At 72.2% G+C, this 21019-nt stretch carries 20 protein-coding genes and 1 pseudogene; 14 read left to right on the top strand and 7 right to left on the bottom strand.

Going from position 1 to position 21019, the window contains the following annotated elements; genetic code table 11:
• Window positions 1-104 precede the first annotated feature (104 nt).
• Entirely contained in the window at window positions 105-1742 is a 1638-nt protein-coding gene (locus VGR06_RS32115; RefSeq protein ID WP_327562931.1) for a tannase/feruloyl esterase family alpha/beta hydrolase, read from the bottom strand.
• Between the two features lie 39 nt (window positions 1743-1781).
• A complete protein-coding gene (locus VGR06_RS32110; RefSeq protein ID WP_327562930.1) occupies window positions 1782-2537 on the bottom strand; it encodes a TetR/AcrR family transcriptional regulator in 756 nt (251 codons plus the stop codon).
• A gap of 64 nt (window positions 2538-2601) precedes the next feature.
• Between VGR06_RS32110 and VGR06_RS32105 the strand changes: the two genes are divergently transcribed.
• The 5 genes from VGR06_RS32105 to VGR06_RS32085 all read left to right on the top strand — a co-directional run bounded on the left by VGR06_RS32105 (window position 2602) and on the right by VGR06_RS32085 (window position 6060).
• A complete protein-coding gene (locus VGR06_RS32105; RefSeq protein ID WP_327562929.1) occupies window positions 2602-3390 on the top strand; it encodes an ABC transporter ATP-binding protein in 789 nt (262 codons plus the stop codon).
• A complete protein-coding gene (locus VGR06_RS32100) occupies window positions 3390-4181 on the top strand; it encodes an ABC transporter permease (RefSeq protein WP_327562928.1) in 792 nt (263 codons plus the stop codon). Before VGR06_RS32105 ends, VGR06_RS32100 begins: the two co-directional genes overlap by 1 nt.
• A complete protein-coding gene (locus VGR06_RS32095; RefSeq protein WP_327562927.1) occupies window positions 4178-4609 on the top strand; it encodes a hypothetical protein in 432 nt (143 codons plus the stop codon). Before VGR06_RS32100 ends, VGR06_RS32095 begins: the two co-directional genes overlap by 4 nt.
• Window positions 4610-5011: 402 nt before the next feature.
• Complete coding sequence (locus VGR06_RS32090) at window positions 5012-5893, top strand: helix-turn-helix transcriptional regulator (protein ID WP_327562926.1); 882 nt, start codon at window positions 5012-5014, stop codon at window positions 5891-5893.
• Window positions 5890-6060, top strand: a complete 171-nt coding sequence (locus VGR06_RS32085) for a DUF397 domain-containing protein (RefSeq protein ID WP_327562925.1) — start codon at window positions 5890-5892, stop codon at window positions 6058-6060. The genes VGR06_RS32090 and VGR06_RS32085 overlap by 4 nt, the downstream gene beginning before the upstream one ends.
• Before the next feature lie 216 nt (window positions 6061-6276).
• On the opposite strand, the gene VGR06_RS32080 is transcribed toward VGR06_RS32085, so the two are convergent.
• Window positions 6277-6639 carry a DUF1304 domain-containing protein gene (locus tag VGR06_RS32080; RefSeq protein WP_327562924.1) on the bottom strand — a complete coding sequence of 121 codons (363 nt, stop codon included), beginning with the start codon at window positions 6637-6639 and terminating at the stop codon, window positions 6277-6279.
• 13 nt (window positions 6640-6652) lie between these two features.
• A pseudogene (locus VGR06_RS32075) lies at window positions 6653-6796 on the bottom strand (ATP-binding cassette domain-containing protein); the annotation flags it as partial.
• Between the two features lie 44 nt (window positions 6797-6840).
• Between VGR06_RS32075 and VGR06_RS32070 the strand changes: the two are divergent.
• The 3 genes from VGR06_RS32070 (at window position 6841) to VGR06_RS32060 (ending at window position 12049) form a co-directional block, all read left to right on the top strand.
• Complete coding sequence (locus VGR06_RS32070) at window positions 6841-7824, top strand: ABC transporter substrate-binding protein (protein ID WP_327562923.1); 984 nt, start codon at window positions 6841-6843, stop codon at window positions 7822-7824.
• Between the two features lie 19 nt (window positions 7825-7843).
• On the top strand, window positions 7844-9079 hold the full coding sequence (locus tag VGR06_RS32065; RefSeq protein ID WP_327562922.1) for an alpha/beta fold hydrolase: 1236 nt from the start codon (window positions 7844-7846) through the stop codon (window positions 9077-9079).
• Between the two features lie 135 nt (window positions 9080-9214).
• Window positions 9215-12049, top strand: a complete 2835-nt coding sequence (locus VGR06_RS32060) for a BTAD domain-containing putative transcriptional regulator (RefSeq protein ID WP_327562921.1) — start codon at window positions 9215-9217, stop codon at window positions 12047-12049.
• Window positions 12050-12093: 44 nt separating this feature from the next.
• Here the strand turns inward: VGR06_RS32060 and VGR06_RS32055 are convergent, their stop codons facing one another.
• A complete protein-coding gene (locus tag VGR06_RS32055; protein WP_327562920.1) occupies window positions 12094-13005 on the bottom strand; it encodes an FAD-dependent oxidoreductase in 912 nt (303 codons plus the stop codon).
• A 349-nt stretch (window positions 13006-13354) separates the two neighbouring features.
• Here VGR06_RS32055 and VGR06_RS32050 point away from each other — a divergent pair, with 349 nt between their 5' ends.
• The 6 genes from VGR06_RS32050 to ptsP all read left to right on the top strand — a co-directional run bounded on the left by VGR06_RS32050 (window position 13355) and on the right by ptsP (window position 19763).
• Window positions 13355-14116, top strand: coding sequence for a DeoR/GlpR family DNA-binding transcription regulator (locus tag VGR06_RS32050; RefSeq protein ID WP_327562919.1), 762 nt, complete (start codon window positions 13355-13357; stop codon window positions 14114-14116).
• Entirely contained in the window at window positions 14113-15075 is a 963-nt protein-coding gene (gene pfkB / locus VGR06_RS32045; RefSeq protein ID WP_327562918.1) for a 1-phosphofructokinase, read from the top strand. The genes VGR06_RS32050 and pfkB overlap by 4 nt, the downstream gene beginning before the upstream one ends.
• 58 nt (window positions 15076-15133) lie before the next feature.
• A complete protein-coding gene (locus tag VGR06_RS32040; RefSeq protein ID WP_327562917.1) occupies window positions 15134-16528 on the top strand; it encodes a PTS mannitol transporter subunit IICB in 1395 nt (464 codons plus the stop codon).
• Window positions 16521-16967, top strand: a complete 447-nt coding sequence (locus VGR06_RS32035) for a PTS sugar transporter subunit IIA (protein ID WP_327562916.1) — start codon at window positions 16521-16523, stop codon at window positions 16965-16967. Before VGR06_RS32040 ends, VGR06_RS32035 begins: the two co-directional genes overlap by 8 nt.
• Before the next feature lie 145 nt (window positions 16968-17112).
• Entirely contained in the window at window positions 17113-18147 is a 1035-nt protein-coding gene (locus VGR06_RS32030; RefSeq protein WP_327562915.1) for a zinc-dependent dehydrogenase, read from the top strand.
• A 17-nt stretch (window positions 18148-18164) separates the two neighbouring features.
• Window positions 18165-19763, top strand: a complete 1599-nt coding sequence (gene ptsP, locus VGR06_RS32025) for a phosphoenolpyruvate--protein phosphotransferase (RefSeq protein ID WP_327562914.1) — start codon at window positions 18165-18167, stop codon at window positions 19761-19763.
• 132 nt (window positions 19764-19895) lie between these two features.
• Here the strand turns inward: ptsP and VGR06_RS32020 are convergent, their stop codons facing one another.
• Both VGR06_RS32020 and VGR06_RS32015 read right to left on the bottom strand, forming a co-directional pair.
• A complete protein-coding gene (locus VGR06_RS32020) occupies window positions 19896-20477 on the bottom strand; it encodes a thiamine pyrophosphate-dependent enzyme (protein WP_327562913.1) in 582 nt (193 codons plus the stop codon).
• Window positions 20474-20992, bottom strand: coding sequence for a hypothetical protein (locus VGR06_RS32015; protein ID WP_327562912.1), 519 nt, complete (start codon window positions 20990-20992; stop codon window positions 20474-20476). Before VGR06_RS32015 ends, VGR06_RS32020 begins: the two co-directional genes overlap by 4 nt.
• Between the last annotated feature and the right edge of the window lie 27 nt (window positions 20993-21019).

The following is a 21019-nucleotide window of genomic DNA, read 5'->3' as shown; positions in this document are numbered from 1 at the left end:
CCCAGATGGAGCAGCGCCTCCTGCGCGGAGAGTTACCGAAGCTCGAATGCCCTGAAGGCGGCCTTCAGGGCATTCAACGTCTCGAAAGCCGCCTTCAGGGCATTTCAGCGGGCGACGGGGCCGGGGATCCGGTTGAGGAACTCGCCCGCCCAGCGGACCTTGTCCGGGGCCGGCGCGGCCACCCGGGCTGGCTGGAAGTTGCTCGCGTCGTCCACGCTGCCGCTGCCGTCGTAGCGCGCCACCAGCGGGTACGGGAACACCGGCCGGGTGCGCACCACGTTGTTGGCCGCGTCGCGACCGGTGGCCACGAGGCGGTCCGGGGCCGCGCCGTGCTCGACCCAGCCGACCAGCGCGCGCACCGGGTCGAACTCGGTGATCCGGTCGCCACCGGAGCAGTGGTACAGCGACGGCACCAGGAACAGCCGGGCGAACTGCCGGGTCCGCGCCGCGCCATCGTTGGCGTCGACGACCCGCGCGTAGTAGTCGATCGTGCCGACCGGCGGGATGGCCTGGTCGGCCCAGCCGTGCCAGAGGATGAGCTTGCCGCCGGCCCGGTGGAACGCGCTGAGGTCGGGGTTCATCGCGTTGGCCTTGATCCCCTCGGGGGTCAGCCGGAAGAACTCACCCAGGGTGAAGCCGAAGGTGGCCAGCGACGAGGCCGGCGCGCCGATCGGGAACCCCAGGTAGCGCAGGAAGTTGTCGCCGATGGATGCCGCGGCCGACTCCGGGGCGCCGAAGACCGGGTTCGGGATGATCCACACGTCCCAGGCCAGCTCCGAGCCGAGCGGTTCCCAACCGGGGTAGAGCCGCACGCCGTGCGCGTCGGTCGGGCCCGCGTAGATCTTGCGGGCCGCCTCCACCTGGGCCGGCGTCAGGCAGTCCGCCGCGTCCGCCCCCGCGCACCGCACCGCGGCGGGGTCGAACCGGCAGGCCCGCGGGTCGTCGATCTGGCCGTCCACCAACCCGTCGGTCCGGTCGCAGGCCGCGAGCACGGCGTCGTGCAGCGCGGGCAGCTTCGCCGCGGTGATGACCGGAGCGCCATCCGCGCCGGTGTTGGCCCGGGCGAGCCACGCCTGGTACACGCCGAGCGGCCCGGCGATGCTGGCCGGCGCACCGGCCACGATGCCGTCGAAGTCGGTCGGGTACCGCTGCGCGAGCAGCAGTCCCTCCCGGCCACCGGTGGAGCAGCCGCTGAAATAGGAGTGCAGCGGCGGTGCGCCGTAGAACGCCGCGATGATCCGCTTGGCGGCCCGGGACAGTACGTGCGGAGCGCGGAACGCGAAGTCGTCCCGCGCGGCCTGGTTGTCGGCCGCCCAGCTGGCGTCGGTCACCCCGTCGAACATGCCGTGCCCGACGTGCCCGTCGTCGGTGGCCGCGACCGCGAAGTCGCCGGCTTCCGGGCCGCAGTCCGGGAACGCCGGGTCGAAGACCGTCCCGCAGAAGCCGCCGCACCCGTACTGCAGGTAGCGGCCGCGGAAGTTGTCCAGCGGCAGCCGCAACTGGAACCGCACGGCCGGCTCGACGAACCCGGTCACCCTGCAGTACGCGGGCTGCCCCTCGGCCCGCACCTCGGCCGTGTCGGTCACGTGCGTGGTCGCGTCCGGAATGGCGTAGTTCCCAACGAGCTCCGCGCAGGCGCGCACCGGGCGGAGCGGACCGCCGGGTCGAGCGTTCGCGACGGCCGGGGTCAGGGCGACCCCCACCAGTGCCGTGATCAGAACGAGGAAGGACGAGCGGCGCATGAGCAACCCCCTTGTCGCGCGGCCGAACCGTCTCGCAGCCTAGCGCGAGTCGACGAGGACCTCGATGCCGTCGAGCACGCGCTGCAGGCCGAACTCGAAGGCGTGCTCGGGGTTGTAGGCGGACTGGTGGGCCTCGCCGGCCGCGGAGCCGACCCGGGCCGCCGTGGGGTACCGGCCGGGGTCGAGGATCCGCTCCAGGAAGGGGGCGTGCGCGTACCACCACTGCTGGTCGCTCATCCCGGTGTCGTGCTCGGCGGCCGCCGCCTCGGCCGCACCCCGGGCCGCGCCGTGCACGTAACCGGAGATGAGTGTGAGCACCGAGTCCATCTCCACGTCGGACAGCCCGATGCCGTCGATGGCGCGCAGCTCGTAGTCGTACCGGGCGATGGTGTTCGGGCCGAGCACCGGCCGGCTGGTGGCGACCTGCAGCAGCCACGGATGCCGTTGGTACAGCGCCAGGTTCTGCCGGGCGATCAGCTCGAGCCGGCCGCGCCAGCCGCCCGGCACGTCCTCGGGCATCGCACGCTCGCCGTACACCGTGTCCAGCATGACGTCGAGCAGCTCGGCCTTGCCCGGAACGTAGGTGTAGAGCGACATCGTGCCCACGCCGAGGCGCTCGGCCACCCGGCGCATGGACAGCGCGCCGAGGCCGGACGCGTCGGCGATGGCGATCGCGGCGCGCACGATCACCTCGACGCTCAGGTCCGGCTTTCCCTTGCGGCTGACCCGCTCCCGGGTGCGCCAGAGCAGGGCGAGGCTGCGTGCCGGGTCGCCGGATCCGCTGTACTCCGTCATCAGGCCGGTAGCTTAGGTCAAGCTGTACCGTAACATGTACCGTACAGTGTACGATAACGGAACCATGAACGAGTTCGCGATCTTCACGCAGGGCCTGCGCAAGCGGTACGGCGACGTCGTGGCGCTGGCCGGGGTCGATCTGGCGGTGCCGGCCGGCACGGTGTGCGGGCTGCTCGGCCCGAACGGCGCGGGAAAGACCACGGCGGTGCGGATTCTGGCCACGCTGCTCCGCCCGGACGGCGGGCGCGCCGAGGTGGCCGGGCTCGACGTGCTGCACCAGGCGCGCCAGGTGAAGCGCCGGATCGGGCTCGTCGGGCAGCATCCCGCGGTCGAGGAAGCCTTGTCCGGCAAGCAGAACCTGGAGCTGTTCGGCCGGCTGCAGCACCTCGGCCGGCCGGCTGCCGCGCGTCGGGCGGACGAGCTGCTCGACCGGTTCGGGCTTGCGGACACGGGTCGCAAGCCGGTCTCGGCCTACTCGGGCGGTATGCGCCGGCGCCTGGACCTGGCCGTCGGGCTGATCGTCGCGCCGGACGTGCTGTTCCTCGACGAGCCGACCACCGGGCTGGATCCCCGGGGCCGCAACGAGGTGTGGTCCGCGGTCCGGTCGCTGGCCGCCGGCGGCACCACGGTCCTGCTCACCACCCAGTACCTGGACGAGGCCGACCGGCTCGCCGGTCAGATCGTCGTGCTCGACGGCGGTCGGGTGATCGCCGACGGCACCCCCGACGAGCTCAAGGCGGCCGTCGGCGGCGACCGGGTCGAGCGGCGCCTCCCGACGCTCGACGAGGTGTTCCTTGAACTCACCGGAGGGAGGCAACGTGACGTTGCCTTCCCGGAACGAGGCGACCGCTGATGCGCTGGGCAATCACCGACACCTGGACGATCGCGCGGCGGGACTTCGCGCGCTGGGCCCGGCAACCGGGGCCGCTGGTCGTGGCGCTGCTGTTCCCGGTGCTGGTCGTGCTGATGTTCGGCTACCTGTTCGGCGGCGCCATGGTCGTGCCGGGCGGTGGCGGCTACCGCGAGTTCCTCATGCCCGGGATGTTCGCGCTGACCATGCTGTTCGGCGTCGAGACGACCATGGTCGCGGTCAGCGCGGACGCGGCGCGCGGGATCACCGACCGGTTCCGCTCGCTGCCGATGGCGCCGTCCGCGGTGGTCGCCGGGCGCACGGTGTCGGACCTGGTCAACTCCGCGCTCGGGCTGGCGGTCATGATCGGCTGCGGGTTGCTGGTCGGCTGGCGCGCCCACGGCGGGACCGGCGCCGCGGCCGGAGCGGTCGCGCTGCTGCTGCTCTTCCGGTTCGCCGTGCTGTGCCTCGGTGTCTACTTGGGACTGATCGTCAAAGGTCCGGAGTCCGTGGTGGCCGCGCAGATCCTGGTGTGGCCGGTGGGTTTCCTGGCCAGCACGTTCGTCCCGCCGGACACCATACCCGGTTGGCTCGGAGCCGCCGCGGAGTGGAACCCGCTCTCGCCCACCGTCTCCGCGGTGCGCGAGTTGTTCGGCAATCCCGGCACCGCCGGCACCGCCGGCGGCTCCTGGATCGCGCAGCACGCCACGCTCATGGCTATCGTGTGGCCCGTGCTGCTCGTCGCCGTCTTCGCCCCGCTCGCGGTGCGCCGCTACCACCGGCTCGCCCGGTGAAACCCGTGCTCCGCGGCGGAATCCTGGCCGGCGCGGTGGCCGGTGTGCTGAGCGGCGCGCCGTCCACCGCACACGCGCTGCTCACCCGCGGCGATCCGCTCGAGGCCGCCGCCGCCGCCGGCTCCCTGCTGCTGCGCCGCGAGACGAGCCGCGTGCGGCTGCTGGCCGCCGCCGTCCCGGTGCACGCCGCGCTCTCGGTCGGCTGGGGTGTGGTGCTGGCCGCCGTCCTTCCCCGCCGGCGCACGGCGGCCTGGGGTGCGCTCGCCGGCCTCGCCATCGCCGCGGTGGATCTCGGCCTGGCCGCCCGGCGGTTTCCGCAGGTCCGGGCGCTCCCGCTGGCGCCGCAGGTGGCCGACCACCTCGCCTACGGGGCGATTGCCGGCGCCGTGCTGCGCCACGTGCGGTCGGCCGATCCGGTGTCCGATTAGTAGGATATTTGTCCCGAAGTGTGGCCAGTTGTCCCGATGTGCTCCGGGCGGCGCCGTTCGGTCGTACCGTTTGTCGGGGTGAGGGTGGCCGGTCACGCCGCGTCCGGCCACCCTCCCCGCCAGGCATGGTCGCGGCGAACCCGTAGCCGGCCGCATGAGCTGAGTTTCATCAGGGTCCGAGCGGCCGCGTTCGAAATTCACTGTGGACTGCGCGCCGCAGTACGAGGACATCTCCGCCGCGCTGAGGCAGGTCTCGCCGGGCCGAGGGGTCCTTTCTTTCTTCGGGCGGTCGCGTCATAACCGCGGCCGCATCAGGGTCCTGTGTCTACGGAACCCTCCACTGCGGTTCAATATTGGTCACGAACCATGTGGGACTGGTCACGAACCGGAGGGTGGTTTTCGATGAGCACATCGGACCGTAAGGTGTGGAACGTGCCCGTCACCGCAGCTACACCGCGCACGCGCGCGCTGGCGGCCGCACTGCGCCGGGAGCTGGACGGCTCCACAATGGGCATTCGGGAGATCGCCCGGGTGCTCGACCGCTCGCACACCACGATCTCCCAGTGGCAGAACGGCAAGCGGGTGCCCCATCCCGACGACGTGTCCGCCCTGCTCGCCGTGGTCGGGGTGACCGGCCGGCGGCGCACCGAGATCCTCGAGTTGGCCCGTAACGCCGCCGACCCGAACTGGCTCACCGTCGGGGTGTCGCAGCAACTTGCCGGCCTCATCGAGTGCGAGCGCACCACGATCGAAATCGTCAACTGGTCACCGCTGCTCGTACCCGGCCTACTGCAAACGGCCGAGTACGCGCACACCATCTACGCCAACAACGACGCACTCGCCCGGCACGAGGTCGAGGCCCGGGTACAGTTGCGACTGTCCCGCCAGGGCGTGCTGACCGACCGCAAACCCGTGCCGGCCGAGCTCTCCGCCCTGATCGGCGAGCCCGCCCTCCGCCAGGCCATCGGCGGCCGCGACGTCATGATCGCTCAACTGCGGCACCTGCTGAAGTCCGCCGAGCTGCCCACCGTGACCATTCAGATCGTCCCGGTCGGCGAGGGCTGGCACCCCGGCCTGATGGGCCCCTTCGGGCTGTACAACTTCGCCGAGTCACCGTCAATCGTCCACCTGGAACATCACCGTTCCGGCGTTTTTCTGTACGACGAGGGAGATGTCACCGCATACAAGATGGCCTCCGCCGCCGTGCGGCGGGCGGCGCTGAGCCCGGCAGAATCCGTCGAGCTCATCACCAATGTCATCAGTGAAATGGAGCGTCTGGAATGACCCGTTGGCGTAAGAGCACCTATAGTGGCCTGGAATCTGACTGCATCGAGCTGGCATCCACTCTCGACGCCATCCGCGACTCCAAGAACCCCGGTGACTGCCTGCGTGTCGCTCGTCTCGGCACGTTTATCCAAGCCATCAAGAGCGGCGCCGTCGATCAGTCGTAAATGACGGATCTCAGTCCGCTGAGCTCCACGGTAAGCTCAGCCGGTGCACGAGCGCCGGGTGCCGCGGATGTTGCCACTGGATGTCACGCACTGCACTGATCGGGAAGCCGAGCTCGGGGCTCTCGACGCGCTGCGTGGTGATCATGACCGGCCGATCTTGTGCGAGCGGGCCGTCAGGGAGGAATGCCCCGTCGCTGTCACGTTGTTTCCTGGATCTCAGTGCGCGATCAGCACGGCGGCCAGGGCGAGCGCGGCCGGTAGGGACTGGACGAGCAGGATGCGGCGGCTGACCGTGGCGGCGCCGTAGAGCCCGGCGATGATCACGCAGACCAGGAAGAAGATCTTCACGGGGTAGCCGACCGGAGCGCCCGCGACCAGCCCCCAGATCAGGCCCGCTGACAGGAAACCATTGTACAGACCCTGGTTCGCGGCCAGCGTGGCGGATTTCTCGGCGAACTCCGGGTCCGTGCCGAACGCCGCCCGGCCTCGCGGCGTGTTCCACAGGAACATCTCCAGCACCAGGATGTACGCGTGGATCAGGGCGACGAGCCCGACCAGGACGTTCGCGACGGCATGCATCGGGGCAGGCTACGCGATCCGCCGCCGGATCCACGCTCGCGACCGGCTCGTCGAGCAGCAACAGCTCCGGCCGTTTGGCGATCGCCAGGGCCAGCGCCAGCTGCGCGCGCTGGCCGCCGGAGAGCGTGGCCATCCGGCGGCCGAGCGGGACGCCGAGCTGTCCAGCCGTCAAGACCCCTAGGTACGTCATACTGATTGGCCATGCGAGCACTTCGGGGGATTTTCGGCCTGACACTGGCACTGCTGACCCTGGCCGGGTGCGGCTTACTGGGCGGGGAGTCGTCCTCGTCGTCGCCGCAGAGCCAGGGCTCCGGGCAGTCGACGAAGATCAAGATCGCGGTGCTGCCGACCATGGACGTGGTGCCGCTGTACCTCGCGATCAACTCCGGCTACTTCAAGCAGGAGAACCTCGAGGTGGAGCCGATCATCGCGGCCAGCGGCGCGGACTGCGTGGCGAAGCTGGTCAGCGGTGAGGTCCAGGTGGCGTTCTCCAGCTGGACGCCGTTCTTCGTGGCCAAGGCGAAGAACGCGGCGGACATCAAGCTGGTCGCCGACGCCACCGCGGCCGCGCCCGGCTACGCGGTCGTCGCGGTCGCGCAGAACTCGCCGATAGCGTCGATCAAGGACCTGGCCGGCAAGCGGGTCGCGATCACCGCCCGGTTCACCATCTCGCACCTGCTGGTGCAGGCCCAGCTCAAGGCCGCCGGCATGGACCCCAACGGGGTGCAGTACGTCGAGATGGCGTTCCCGCAGATGTCCCAGGCGCTGACCGCGGGCCAGATCGACGCCGCGTTCCTGGTCGAGCCGTTCCTGCGGCAGGCGGTCAAGCAGATCAACGCCCGCCCGCTGTTCGACACGCTCACCGGGCCGACCGCCGGCCTGCCGCTCACCGGCTACGGCTCCACGGCCAGCTACGTCAACGGCAACCGCTCGGCGATCGAGGGGTTCCAGCGCGCGCTGAAGAAGGCCACCGACGACGCCGGCCGGGACCGGAGCAAGGTCGAGCCGGTGCTGCAGCAGGTGGGCAAGGTGGATGCCGACATCGCGCACAGCACGGCGCTGGTCGAGTTCGTCTCCGGCCTGGACCCGGCGAAGATCCAGCGGGTGCTCGACCTCATGGTTGAGTTCAAGGCGCTGGACAAGGGTTTCGCCGTCAGCGACATGACCGTGCGCCCGGCGGGGTAAGTACGTCAGGATCGGCGGCATGGCCGTCACCTACACCACGACCGGGCTCGTCCTGACCGACCACGAGCTGCCGGTGCCGCTCGACCATTCCCTACCGGACGGCGAGCAGATCACCGTCTTTGCCCGCGAGGTCGCCGACCCGGACGGGCGGGACCGGCCCTTCCTGGTGTTCTTCCAGGGCGGGCCCGGATTCGAGGCGCCCAGGCCGACCCGGCGCCCGACCACGCCGGGCTGGCTGGACCGGGCGCTGCGGGACTACCGGGTGCTCATGCTGGACCAGCGCGGCACCGGCCGGTCGACCCCGATCGGCCATCTGGACGGCGAGAGCGGTCGGCAGGCCGAGTATCTGAGCCACTTCCGGGCCGACTCGATCGTCCGCGACGCGGAGCGCTTCCGGGCCGCGCTGGAGGTGGACACCTGGAGCGTGCTCGGCCAGTCGTTCGGCGGTTTCTGCGTCACCACGTACCTGTCGCTGGCGCCGGAGCGGTTGCGCCAGGCGTTCATCACCGGCGGGGTGCCACCGGTCGGCATGCCGGTCGACGACGTCTACCGGGCCACGTACAGCCGGATCTGGGACCTGGTCGAGCGGTACTACCTGCGCTACCCGGACGACCGGGCGCGGGTGTGGACGATCCACGAGTGGCTGGAGACCGAGGACGTCCGGCTGCCCAGCGGGGACCGGCTGACCGGGCGGCGGTTCCGCACGCTGGGCAACCTGCTCGGGATGAGCGACGGCGCCGAGCGGCTGCACTACCTGCTGGAGCTGCCGGCCGCCTCCCGCGCGTTCCTCCACGACGCGGAGACGCTGCTCATGCCGTTCGCCCGCAACCCGATCTACGCGCTGATCCACGAGGCGTCCTGGGCCGACGGGTGCGCCACCCGGTGGTCGGCGCAGCGGACGCTGCCGGCCGACTACGCCGTGGACGTGACGCTGCTGACCGGCGAGCACCTGTTCCCGTGGATGTTCGAGGACTATGGCGCCCTCGCCCCGTTCCGGGAGACGGCGACACTCCTCGCCGAGCGCGAATGGCCGCGCCTCTACGACGAGGAACGGCTGCGGCACAACAAGGTTCCGGTGGCTGCCGCGATCTACACCGACGACCCCTTCGTGGACGCCCGGTTCTCGCTCGAGACGGCCGCGCTCATCCCCCACTTCCACCCCTGGCTCACCAACGAGTACCTGCACAACGGCCTGCGCGCCGACGGCGGCCGCATCCTCGGCCGCCTGATCGACCTCACCACCGGCCGCGCCTGAACCCCGAACTCGCCGTCCCGAACCGGGGACTCGCGGTCCTGAACCGGGGACTCGCCGGATCCCCGGGGGGAGCCCGCGAGTTGCCGGTTGGGGCACGCGAGTTCGGGGTTGGGGAGGGTCGGTAAGAATCGGGGGGTGCGATTCGGGGTGCTCGGGCCGCTGGAGGTGCGGTCGGACAGCGGGGACGCGGTGGAGATCGGCGGGCCGCGGCCGCGGTCGCTGCTGGCCATGCTCGTGCTGGACGCCGGGCGGGTGGTCGGGGTGGAGCGCCTGGTCGACGGCATCTACGGGGACGCGCCACCCGGCGACGCGGCGAACGCCCTCCAGTCGCAGGTGTCCCGGCTGCGGCGCCGGCTCGGCGGGCTGATCGAGCTGCACCCGGCCGGCTACCGGCTCGCGGTCGACCCCGAGCAGGTGGACGTGCACCGGTTCGAGCGGCTCGCCGGTGAGGGCCGCCGCGCGCTGGCCGGCGGTGATCACGCCGGGGCCGCGCGCGTGCTAGGGGAGGCGCTCGGGCTGTGGCGCGGCCCGCCGCTGGCCGGTGTGGCCGCGCCGTTCGCCGCCGCGCAGGTCGCCCGCCTGGAGGAGGTGCGGGTGGCCGCCGCGGAGGACCACGCCGAGGCTGCGCTCGCGCTCGGCGAGCACGCCGGCCTGATCGCCGGGCTGCGCGAGCTGGTCGAGGAGCACCCGCTGCGGGAACGGTTGCGCGGTCAGTTCATGCGCGCGCTGTACGCGGCCGGCCGGCAGGCCGAGGCGCTGGCCGTGTTCGAGGACGGCCGCCGCCGGCTCGCCGACGAGCTCGGCGCCGACCCGTCCGCGGAGCTCGCCGAAATTCACCTGGCTGTGCTCCGCGCCGCCGAGCCGTCCGCCCACAACGGACTGCCGGCGCAGCTCACCAGCTTCGTCGGGCGGGAGGCGGACCTGGCCCGGATCCGCGCGCTGCTCGGCACCTCCCGGCTGGTCACGCTCACCGGCCCGGGCGGTGCCGGCAAGACCCGGCTCGCCGTCGAGGCGGCCACCCGCGCCGGCACCGAAGTGTCCTTTGTGGACTTCTCGGCGGCGGCCGAGGTGCCCGGCGCTGTGCTGGCCGCCCTCGGTCTGCGCGAGTCCGGTCTCCTTCCATCGACCGGCGAGCCGTCCGACGCCGCCGCGCGGCTCGTCGCCGCCCTCGCCGGCCGGTCGCTGCTGCTCGTCCTGGACAACTGCGAGCACGTGATCACCGAGGCCGCCCGGCTCGCTCACCGGCTGCTCGCCGGCGCCCCGGAGCTGCGCATCCTGGCCACCAGCCGGGAACCCCTCGGCATCACCGGCGAGGCGCTGCATCCGTTGCCACCGCTGGACATCGAGCCCGCGGTCCGGCTGTTCGCCGACCGGGCCGCGGCCGTCCGCCCGGACTTCACCGTCACCGGCGCGGTGCGCCGGATCTGCGCGGCGCTGGACGGCCTGCCGCTGGCCATCGAGCTGGCCGCCGCCCGGCTGCGCACGCTCACCGTCGAGGACATCGAGTCGCGTTTGGACGATCGCTTCCGGCTGCTGTCCCGCGGCAGCCGGACCGCCGCCCCGCGCCACCAGACCCTGACCGCCGTCGTCGAGTGGAGCTGGGACCTGCTCGACCTTGACGAGCGCCGGCTGGCCGCCCGGCTCGCGGTGTTCGCCGGCGGCGCCACGGCCGAGGCCGCCGAGCTCGTCTGCGGCTGGCCCGGCGCCCAGGTCGACGAGTTGCTCGCCGGCCTCGTCGACAAGTCCTTTATGGACATCCGGGACGGGCGCTACCGGATGCTGGACACGATCCGGGCGTTCTGCCTCGCGCGGATCATGGAGCTCGGCGGCCAGCACCCCACCCGCCGGGCGCACGCCGAGTACTTCCTTTCCCTTGCCAGCGAGGCGGATCCGCACCTGCGCCGGGCCGGGCAGCTCACCTGGCTCGCTCGCCTGCGCGCCGAGCACGACAACCTGCAGGCCGCCGTGCGGTTCGCCGTCACCGCGGACACCGGGCTCGCGCTCGCCTTCTTCGGCGCCCTGTCCTGGTACTGGTACCTGGCCGGGCTGCGCACCGAGATCGCCCCGCTGGCCGCCGAGCTGCTGGCGAAGATCGGGCCGGAGGCGGGCGAGGAGTATGTGCTGTGCGTGCTGTGGGACCCCGGCCGCGGCCCGGAGCACGTCGAGCGGGCGAAGGCGATCGCGGACGACGTCCGCGTCACGGTGCGCCAGCCGTACGCGATGGTGGGCCTGGCCCTGTTCGCCGGGCCACCGGACGAGGACGACCCGGTCACGCCGATGCGGGAGTTGCTCGCCAGCACCGTGGACCCGTGGTTCGCGGGTCTGTACCGGTTCGCCATGGGTTACGTCACGCTGTACGCCGGTGGCGACCTCGAGGCCGCCGAGCGCGAGTGCGAGGTCGCCCTGGAGCGGTTCCGGGAGACCGGCGACCGGTGGGGCCTCGCCCAGGCGCTGGACGCGCTGGCCATGTTCGCCGACACGCGCGGGGACTCGGCATCCGCCCTGAAGCTGACCGACCAGGCGCTGGACGTGGTCGGCCAGCTCGGTGCCGCCGAGGAGTTCGCCGAACTCCGCGGCCGGCGGGCCGACCGCCTGCTGCGCGCGGGTGAGGTGGACGCCGCGCACGCCGACTACGAGCTGGCCGCCGAGCTCGCTGGCCGCACCGGGCTTCCGGCCGTGCTGGCCCTGGCTCGGTGCGGACTCGGCGAGATCGCCCGGCGGCGCGGGGATCTCCGCACCGCCCGGCACCTGCACGAGACCGCGCTCGCTGTGTCCACGGAGGACTGGGCGAACGCCGGCGCCCGGTGCCGGGTGCTCACCGCGCTCGGCCGGGTCGCCGAAGACGAGGGCAACCCCGCCGAGGCACGCTCTCTGTACCGCCAGGCGATCGACCTCGCCACCGACAACCGCATGCCGGCCGAAGCCGACGAGGCGCTCACCGCCCTGGCCCGCCTCGACGGCGATGAATGACCCATTCAGTGCGGCCAGTGCGGTGAATGAGTCATTCATCGCATTCACCCCTCGTAGTCCGGGAGGGTGATGTTGCTGGCCACCTTCATGTCCATGCGGCCCATCATCTTGATCACCGGGCCGCAGGACATGAGCTTCACCATCTGGTTCCGCAGCAGGATGCCGCGCTTCCCCCTGGGCGCCAGGAACTTTCCGGCGTTGCCCATGGATCCCCAGGCGTAGGGCCGCATCAGCTCCTGGTACCTCGGGAACGCCACCCGGTGGTCGCCGCCGGCCGCGGCCAGCTCGCCGGCCAGCACGTAGGCGCCCACGATGCCGAGGCCGGTGCCCATGCCGCCGATCGTCGCGCCGTGCCCGGCGTCGCCGAGCAGCGCCACCCGCCCGTCGGTGAACTGCTCCATCCGGATCTGGCTGATCGAGTCCAGATAGAAGTCCGGCGCGGCCAGCATGGCCTCGATGATCTCGCCGGTGCGCCAGCCGGCGCCCGTGTAGGCGCCGGCGACGATCCGCTTCTGCACCTCGACATCCTGCCGGTCGTAGTCCAGCAGCTGTTCAGTCCGGAAGACCAGCAGGCCGGCGGAGACGAACCGCCCGGGCGCGTTGTAGGTCACCAGCTCGCCCTCCCGCTCGAGCGGTCCGGCGCTGAAGCTGGCGAAGTAGGCGCCCATGAACCGGCTGAACCGCGCCTCCTCGCCGAACGCCAGCGCGCGCACCCCGGAGTGCATCCCGTCCGCGCCGATCACGAGGTCGAACGTGCGGGCCGGGGCGTGCTTGAACGTGACGTCCACGCCGCCGGGAGTCTCGGTGAGCGAGGTGATGTGGTCGCCGAAGAGGTACTCGGTGGTGTCCCGGGACGCCTCGTAGAGCACCCGGGACAGGTCGCCGCGCCGGATCTCCACCTCGCCGCCGGCGAAGTCGGGCGGCAGGCTGGCCTTCCGCCGGCCCCGGGCGTCCACGAAGATCCACTTCTTGGCACGGTCTGCCGCTCGCGGATCTCGTCGAGCAGGCCCATCTTCCGGAGCACGGTCAGGTGGGCCGGACCGCGGAAGTCGACCGCGTTGCCGCTGTCCCGAAGCGCCGGGGCGCGCTCGACGACGGTCGGGTTGTAGCCGAAGCGGCGCAACCAGTAGGCGGCCGCGGGGCCGGCGACGCTGGCGCCGGAGATGAGGACGTTCTTCGTGTTTGCCATGGTCACGAGCCTGGCCGTGGCCGCTGACCGGCCGCCTACCATGCGCTGACCGCTTGACTCCGCGATCGAAAACAGGTAAACACAGGAATACGCAGATGAAACGGCGGTAAAACCACATGTACGCGGAGGAGCGCCAGCAGTTCATCGCCGACCTGGCCCGCCGGGTCGGCCGGGTGGACGTGGCCGAGCTGTCGGCGGAACTCGCGGTGACCGGCGAGACCATCCGCCGCGACCTCTCCGTGCTGGAGCGGCACGGGCTGCTGCGCCGCGTGCACGGCGGGGCGATCCCGGTGGAGCGGCTGGGTTTCGAGCCGGCGCTGGCCGCCCGGGACGCCGTGCTCACCGGGGAGAAGGACCGCATCGCCAAGGCCGCGCTGGCCGAGCTGCCGGACGAGGGCTCGATCCTGCTCGACGCCGGGTCCACCACCGCGCGGCTGGCCGAGATGCTGCCGCTGGACCGGGCGCTCACCGTGCTCACCAACGGCCTGCCGATCGCGCTGTCGCTGGCCACCCGCCCCAACATCACCGTGCTGTTCGTCGGCGGCCGGGTCCGCGGCCGCACCCTGGCCTGCGTCGACCCGTGGGCGCTGGAGTCTCTGGCACAGAGCTACGTCGACGTGGGTTTCCTTGCCACCAACGGCGTCTCGGTGCGGCGCGGGCTGACCACGCCGGACCAGGCGGAGGCCGCGGTGAAGCGGGCGATGATCGCCGCGGCCCGCCGGGTGGTGCTGCTGGCCGACCACACCAAGGTCAGCGCCGACCACCTGGCCCGGTTCGGTGATCTGTCCGATGTGGACACGTTGATCACGGACACCGGACTGGACGAGCGCACCGCCGCCGAGTTGGAGTCCCGCGGCCCGCGGGTGGTCCGGGCATGATCATTACGTTGACCCTGAACCCGTCCCTGGACCGGACCATCGAGGTCGCGGCGCTCACCCGGGGGGCCATGGTGCGGGCCAGCGGTACCCGGCTCGACCCCGGCGGCAAGGGCGTCAACGTGTCGCGAGCCCTTGCCGCGCACCGGATTCCGACCACCGCGGTGGTGCCGCTCGGCGGTCCGGAGGGCGCGCAGCTCACCACGTTGCTGGAGCAGGAGGGAATCGACGTCTGCCCGGTGCCGGTGACCAGCCCGACCCGGTCCAACGTCAGCCTGGTGGAGCCGGACGGCACGGTCACCAAGATCAACGAGCCGGGCGGCGTGCTCACCGGGGCCGACCTGGACGAGATCGTCACCGCGGTCATGGCCGCCGCGGCCGGTGCCGGCTGGGTGGTCGCCTGCGGCAGCCTGCCGCCCGGGGTGCCGGATGCGTTCTACGCCCGGCTCGGGCGCCGCCTCGCCGGCCTCGGGGTGCGGTTCGCGGTGGACACCTCCGGCCCGGCGCTGACCGAGGCGCTCGGCGCGGCGCCGGCGCTGGTCAAGCCGAACCGGGTGGAGCTGGCGGAGTCGGTGGGCTTCCGGATCGACACGCTGGCCGACGCGGTGCGTGCCGCGTCGGCGATGCGCGCGGCGGGGGCCGGGGCGGTGCTGGCCAGCCTCGGCGCGGACGGCGCGGTGCTGGTCGACGAGGAGGGGGTGCGCTACGGCGAGTCGCCGGTGGACCGGCGGCGCAGTGCCGTCGGCGCCGGGGACGCGATGCTCGCAGGGTTCCTGGCGGCCCCGGCCAGCGGGCGGGATCCCTTGGTAGAAGCGCTTTCCTGGGGGACTGCCGCGGTCCGGCTCCCGGGCAGCCGGATGCCAGGCCCCGCGGACGTGGACCGCTCGGGGGTGCGGGTGCACGCCGAGCCCGATCTCTCCCGGCCGCTGACCGGGCCGCACGGAATGGAGAAGGTCCCATGAGTGAGCTTGCGAACGAACCAATGAACACTGACCGGCACCGAGCTTGCGAGTTGCCGGCATGACCACTCAACTGGCTGATCTGAAACACTTGCAGGGCAACAGTTTACGGGCCCGGGTGCAGCGCCTCGGCGGGAACCTGGCCGGCATGATCATGCCCAACATCGCCGCATTCATCGCCTGGGGGCTGATCACGGCGCTGTTCATCCCGACCGGCTGGCTGCCCAACGCCACGCTGGCGGAGCTGGTCGGCCCGATGGTCACGGTGCTGCTGCCGGTGCTGATCGGCTACACCGGCGGCCGGCTGGTGCACGGCCAGCGCGGCGCGGTGGTCGGCGCCATCGCCACGGTGGGCGTCGTGGTCGGCACCGACGTGCCGATGTTCCTCGGCGCGATGATCGTCGGCCCGCTCACCGCGTTCCTGCTCAAGCTCCTCGACGGCTACCTCGTGCCGCGGATCAGGGCCGGCTTCGAGATGCTGGTGAACAACTTCAGCGCCGGCATTTTGGGTGGAGGCATGGCCCTGCTCGGTGTGATCAGCTTCGGACCCGTCGTCGAGGCGCTCACCAAGGCGGCCGGCAAGGGCGTCAACTTCCTGGTCGACAACAGCCTGCTGCCGCTGGCCTCGCTCATCGTCGAGCCGGCCAAGGTGCTGTTCCTGAACAACGCGATCAACCACGGCGTGCTCTCGCCGCTCGGCGTCCAGCAGGCGGCCGGCGCCGGCAAGTCAATACTGTTCATGATCGAGACCAACCCCGGGCCCGGCCTCGGCATCCTGGTGGCCTACCTGCTGTTCGGCCCGCGCACGCTGCGCGCGTCGGTGCCCGGCGCGATCATCATCCAGTTCCTCGGCGGCATCCACGAGATCTACTTCCCGTACGTGCTCATGAAGCCGCGGCTGATCCTGGCCGCCATGGCCGGCGGCGCGGCCGGGGTCGGAACCGCGCTGATCACCAGTGCGGGACTGGTCGCGCCGCCGGCACCGGGCAGCATCTTCGCCTACCTCGCGGTCACCCCGAGGGGCGGCTACGCCGGCGTGCTCGCCGCCATCGTCGTCGCGGCCGGAGCGTCCTTCGTGGTCGCCGCGGCGCTGCTCGGCTTCGGCCGGGGCAGGGAGCCGGTGGCCGAGCCGGTGGCGCCGGTCGTCGAGGACGCGGCGCCGGCCGGGCCGGTCACCTCGCTGGTGGTGGCCTGCGACGCCGGCATGGGCAGCAGCGTCATGCTGGCCAGCCAGATGCGCAAGCGCCTCGAGCCCTACGGGGTCACCGTCGAGCACAAGTCGATCAGCGAGATCCCGCCGGACGCGCGCCTCGTGCTGACCCACACCGACCTGGCCGCCCGCGCCCGCGGCGTGGTGCCGGACGCGGTGATCGTGGAGTTCCAGTCGTTCCTCGGTGATCCGGCGTTCGACCGGGTCGAGGCCATGGTCCGGGAAGGGGCGCAGATCCGTGCCTGACGTGTTGGGACGCAACGGAATCCGGCTGGGTCTGGCGGCCGCCGACAAGTGGGACGCGATCCGGCAGTGCGGCGCGCTGCTCGACGGCCTCGGCGCGGTCGACCCCGGCTATGCCGACGCCATGCTGGAGCGCGAGCGCTCGGTGTCCACCTACATCGGCGAGGGCGTGGCGATCCCGCACGGCACCGACGCCGCGCGCGCCCTGGTCCGCCGCACCACCCTGGGCGTGCTGCAGTTCCCCGCCGGCGTCGACTGGGACGGCCAGCGCGTCACCCTCTGCGTGGCGATCGCGGCCAGGGGCGAGGAGCATGTGGCGGTGCTCTCCGCGCTCGCCCAGATCCTGATGGAACCGAAGGCGGCCGAACGGCTGCGCACGTCGTCCGATGTGGACGAGGTGCACCGGCTGCTGTCCGGTGTCGGAGAGGACGCCAAGACATGAGTGCGCAAGGAACCGAGCGGGCCGGTGGTGTCTGGACTGACGAGCAGCGCGGGGAGCGAGCGCCAGCGAGCGACCGAGCAGCGCAGCAGGGAAGACGCCACGTCAAGGCCCGCTCACGCGAGCGGAGCGAGCCGAAGGACACCGCATGAAGGTGGCCCGCTTCTACGCGCCCGGCGACCTCCGGCTCGAGCAGGCGCCCGAGCCGGAGCCCGGGCCGGGCGAGGTCAAGGTCCGGGTCCGGAACTGCTCGACCTGCGGCACCGACGTCAAGATCTTCAACCACGGCCACCAGAACCTCTCGCCACCGCGCGTGATCGGCCACGAGATCGCCGGCGAGGTCGTCTCGTCCTTTGTGGACCGATGGTCGCCCGGCGACCGGGTTCAGGTCATCGCGGCGGTGCCGTGCGGGCGGTGCCCCGACTGCCTGCACGGCTCGATGACCGTCTGCCCCAACCAGACCTCGGTCGGCTACCAGTACGACGGCGGGTTCGCCGAGTACCTCGTCGTGCCGCGCGAGGTCCTGGCCGTGGACGGGCTCAACCGCATCCCGGACGGGGTGAGCTTCGCCGAGGCGTCGGTCGCCGAGCCGCTTGCCTGCGTGCTCAACGGCCAGGAGCTGGCCGGGGTCGGCGAGGGCGACGACGTGGTCGTCATCGGCGCCGGCCCGATCGGCTGCCTGCACGTCCGCCTGGCGCGCGCCCGCGGCGCCCGCCGGGTGTTCCTGGTGGAGTTGAACCGGGCCCGCCTGGACCTGTCGGCGGCCGCGGTGGCGCCGGACGCGGCGATCTGCTCGTCCGAAGTGGACAGTGTGGACCAGATCCTGAAGCTGACCGACGGCCGCGGAGCCGACGTGGTGATCACCGCCGCCGCGTCCGGCGCCGCCCAGCAGGACGCCCTGCAGATGACCGCCCGCAGCGGGCGGATCAGCTTCTTCGGCGGGCTGCCGAAGACCGCGCCCACGATCACCCTGGACGCCAACCTGGTGCACTACCGTGAGCTGACCATCGTCGGCGCCAACGGATCCAGCCCCGCCCACAACCGCGCGGCGCTCGACCTCATCGCGTCCGGCCGCGTGCCGGTCCTCGATCTGATCACCCACCGCCTGCCGCTGGACCAGGTTCTCGACGCCATCCAGATCGTGGCCGGCGGCCGGGGAATCAAGGTCACCATTGAGCCCTGAACAGCGGAGGTCGGCTGATGGGTGAGCTGCGTGGGCTCGGGGTGAGCCCGGGTCGGGCGGCGGGGCGGGCGTATCGGATGGCCCCGCCGCCGACCCTGCCGGCCGAGGTGCCCGCGGTGACCGATCTGGGCCGGGAGGTCGAGCGGGCGGCCGGCGCTCTGGGGTTCGTGGCCACCACGCTGGCCGGATTGGCGAAGGCCGCGACGGACCGGACGGCGGCGGAGGTGCTGGACGCGGAGTCGTCGATGGCGGCGGATCCGACGCTGGCCGAGGCGGTCGCGGAGCGGGTGAGGCGCGGGCGGCCCGCGGCGTGGGCGGTCTCGGAGGCGCTGGCGGAGCAGCAGGCGGCTTTTGCCGCGCTGGGGGGATACCTCGCGGAGCGGGCGGCTGACCTGAGCGATATCCGGGACCGGGCGGTGGCGCATCTGCTCGGGTTGCCGATGCCCGGCGTGCCGGACCCGGGCGAGCCGTTCGTGCTGGTGGCCGAGGACCTGGCGCCGGCGGACACCGCCCGCCTGGACCCCGCGAAGGTGCTCGCGCTGGTCACCCGGCGCGGCGGGCCGACCAGTCACACCGCGATTCTGGCCCGGTCGCTGGGGTTGCCGGCGGTGGTGGCCTGCCAGGGTGCACCCGACCTGGCCGACGGGACGCTCATCTCCGTGGACGGCGGCACCGGCGAGGTGGCTCAGGTGTCCGAAATGGACGCTGAGGCGATCCGCGCCGAGGCGCTTCGCGCGCGTCGGCGGCTGGCCGAGAGCTCAGGGCCGGGGCGCACCGCGGACGGTCATCCGGTGCAGTTGCTGCTCAACATCGGCTCGGCGGCCGACCTCGCCGGCGGGCCGGACGCCGAGGGCGTCGGGTTGTTCCGCACCGAGTTCCTGTTCCTCGACCGCACCGAGCCGCCGTCCCCGGCCGAGCAGGAAAACGCCTACGCCGAGGTGTTCGCCGCGCTGCCGGGGCGGAAGGTGGTACTCCGCACGCTGGACGCCGGCGCGGACAAGCCGTTGCCGTTCCTCGGTTTGCCGCGGGAGGAGAACCCCGCGCTGGGCATCCGCGGCCTGCGGGTCGCGCGCGCTCACCCGGAAGTGCTTGCCATCCAGCTCGAAGCCGTGGCCGCCGCCGCGCGCCGAACCAACGCCGAGGTCTGGGTGATGGCCCCGATGGTGGCCACCCGCGACGAGGCCGCCGCCTTCGCCACCCAGGTCCACGCCGCCGGCCTACCGCGGGCCGGCGTCATGATCGAGATCCCGGCGGCGGCGTTGCGGGCGCACAAACTCCTTGAGGTGGCGGACTTCCTCAGCATCGGCACCAACGACCTGAGCCAGTACACCTTCGCCGCTGACCGGATGAACGGCGACCTCGCCGACCTCCTCGACCCCCGGCAACCCGCCCTACTTCAGCTCGTTGCCACCTGCGCGAGCGCCGGCCGCGCCGCCGGCAAACCCGTCGGCATCTGCGGCGAGGCGGCTGGCGACCCCACCCTCGCCCCGATCTTCACCGGCCTCGGCATCACGAGCCTCTCCATGTCCGCCCCCAGCCTCCCCGCCGTCCGCGAAACCCTGGCCGAGCACACCCTCGAGGACTGCGACAGCCTCGCCCGGGAGGTGCTGGAGTGATCGCCAAAGTGCGGTGAATGCGTCCTTGCTCACGCTGGACGTGAGGAAGGACGCATTCACCGCACCACTGGTTCAGGGGCTGGCATCCGCGTGTTGGCCGTGGGGTTGGCCGCGACGGCCAACACGCGGGGTTCAGGCGGCTCCGGCGAGCCATTCGGGGGTGCTGACGTGGTCGTAGAAGCGGCGGGCGTGGGTTTCCAGGTCGGCGCCGATGCTGGCGGGGATGGCGGCGTCGTCTTCGGCGAGGACACAGCGGATGAAGACGGGGGAGGAGCAGACGGCGACTTCGCGGCGGATGAGGCCGGTGAACTCGCCGAGCTCGCCGGTGGAGTGCACGCGGGGGTAGCCGGCGGCTTGGGCCAGGCCGCAGAGGTCGGCGCGGCGGGACAGGACGATGGCGCCGCCGCCGGACTGCAGGGTGCCGTCGAGCACGACGTGGATCAGGGGGAGGTCGGCCAGGACACCGGCGGTGATCAGGCCGGCCGGGTTGGTGAGCAGGCTGCCGTCGCCGTCGACGACGATGGTGGGGCGGCGGGTTTCCAGGGCGACGCCGATGCCGACCGAGGAGACCAGGCCGCCGGCGCCGGTCAGGTAGAAGTGGTTGGGCCGGTCGGCGATGCTCCGGGCGATCCGGGCCGGGTCGCCGGCGGTGAAGATGATCGGCTCGTCGACGGTGGCGGCGATGATCGCCTCGATGGCGGCGGTTCGGTTCACGCTCGTGCCCCCAGTGCGGTTGACGGTACTAGCAGGGCGGCCGGCCGGAGTTGGCCGCGGACGATGTCCCGCAGCCGGTTGACCTGCCGGCTGGGCCGGACCTCCGGGTCGAGGGTGACGCCCTCGATGCCCAGCTCGTCCAGCAGCGGCTGGGTGAGCCGGCCCATGATCAGGTTCTCCTTGGTGGCCTCCGGGTATCCCCCGCGCGAGCTGACCACCAGCAGCATCGGAATCTTGTACGGCACGACCAGCGACGCGATGGCGCTGATGGACTGGCCGAGGCCCGAGCTTTCCATCAGCACCACCGGGAACTGGCCGGCCAGCGACGCCCCCGCGGCCACCCCGACCGCGTTGTCGTCGCGGGCCACGATCAGCAGCCCGTCGTGCCGGTTGAGCGCGGAGTAGAACGGCGAGAGCACTCCGCTGGGTGTGCCGAGGAACGGGCCGAAGCCCACGGCCATCAGCTCCTGGCATAGCTCCTTGGCGACCTGCACCTTCTGGGCGAACGTGGGCATGGATCCTCCAATGCGCGAGCCAGGGTT

It is taken from the genome of Actinophytocola sp. (assembly GCF_036002505.1).
Lineage (GTDB): Bacteria > Actinomycetota > Actinomycetes > Mycobacteriales > Pseudonocardiaceae > DASYTH01.
This window is presented reverse-complemented; position numbering and strand designations above follow the sequence as displayed.

Excerpts from the sequence above, each read along its gene's own strand:
- VGR06_RS32115 (WP_327562931.1), bottom strand. The coding sequence starts at position 1,742 with ATGCGCCGCTCGTCCTTCCTCGTTCTGATCACGGCACTGGTGGGGGTC.
- VGR06_RS32110 (WP_327562930.1), bottom strand. The coding sequence starts at position 2,537 with ATGACGGAGTACAGCGGATCCGGCGACCCGGCACGCAGCCTCGCCCTG.
- VGR06_RS32105 (WP_327562929.1), top strand. The coding sequence starts at position 2,602 with ATGAACGAGTTCGCGATCTTCACGCAGGGCCTGCGCAAGCGGTACGGC.
- VGR06_RS32100 (WP_327562928.1), top strand. The coding sequence starts at position 3,390 with ATGCGCTGGGCAATCACCGACACCTGGACGATCGCGCGGCGGGACTTC.
- VGR06_RS32090 (WP_327562926.1), top strand. The coding sequence starts at position 5,012 with ATGAGCACATCGGACCGTAAGGTGTGGAACGTGCCCGTCACCGCAGCT.
- VGR06_RS32085 (WP_327562925.1), top strand. The coding sequence starts at position 5,890 with ATGACCCGTTGGCGTAAGAGCACCTATAGTGGCCTGGAATCTGACTGC.
- VGR06_RS32080 (WP_327562924.1), bottom strand. The coding sequence starts at position 6,639 with ATGCATGCCGTCGCGAACGTCCTGGTCGGGCTCGTCGCCCTGATCCAC.
- VGR06_RS32070 (WP_327562923.1), top strand. The coding sequence starts at position 6,841 with ATGCGAGCACTTCGGGGGATTTTCGGCCTGACACTGGCACTGCTGACC.
- VGR06_RS32065 (WP_327562922.1), top strand. The coding sequence starts at position 7,844 with ATGGCCGTCACCTACACCACGACCGGGCTCGTCCTGACCGACCACGAG.
- VGR06_RS32050 (WP_327562919.1), top strand. The coding sequence starts at position 13,355 with ATGTACGCGGAGGAGCGCCAGCAGTTCATCGCCGACCTGGCCCGCCGG.
- pfkB (WP_327562918.1), top strand. The coding sequence starts at position 14,113 with ATGATCATTACGTTGACCCTGAACCCGTCCCTGGACCGGACCATCGAG.
- VGR06_RS32040 (WP_327562917.1), top strand. The coding sequence starts at position 15,134 with ATGACCACTCAACTGGCTGATCTGAAACACTTGCAGGGCAACAGTTTA.
- VGR06_RS32030 (WP_327562915.1), top strand. The coding sequence starts at position 17,113 with ATGAAGGTGGCCCGCTTCTACGCGCCCGGCGACCTCCGGCTCGAGCAG.
- ptsP (WP_327562914.1), top strand. The coding sequence starts at position 18,165 with ATGGGTGAGCTGCGTGGGCTCGGGGTGAGCCCGGGTCGGGCGGCGGGG.
- VGR06_RS32015 (WP_327562912.1), bottom strand. The coding sequence starts at position 20,992 with ATGCCCACGTTCGCCCAGAAGGTGCAGGTCGCCAAGGAGCTATGCCAG.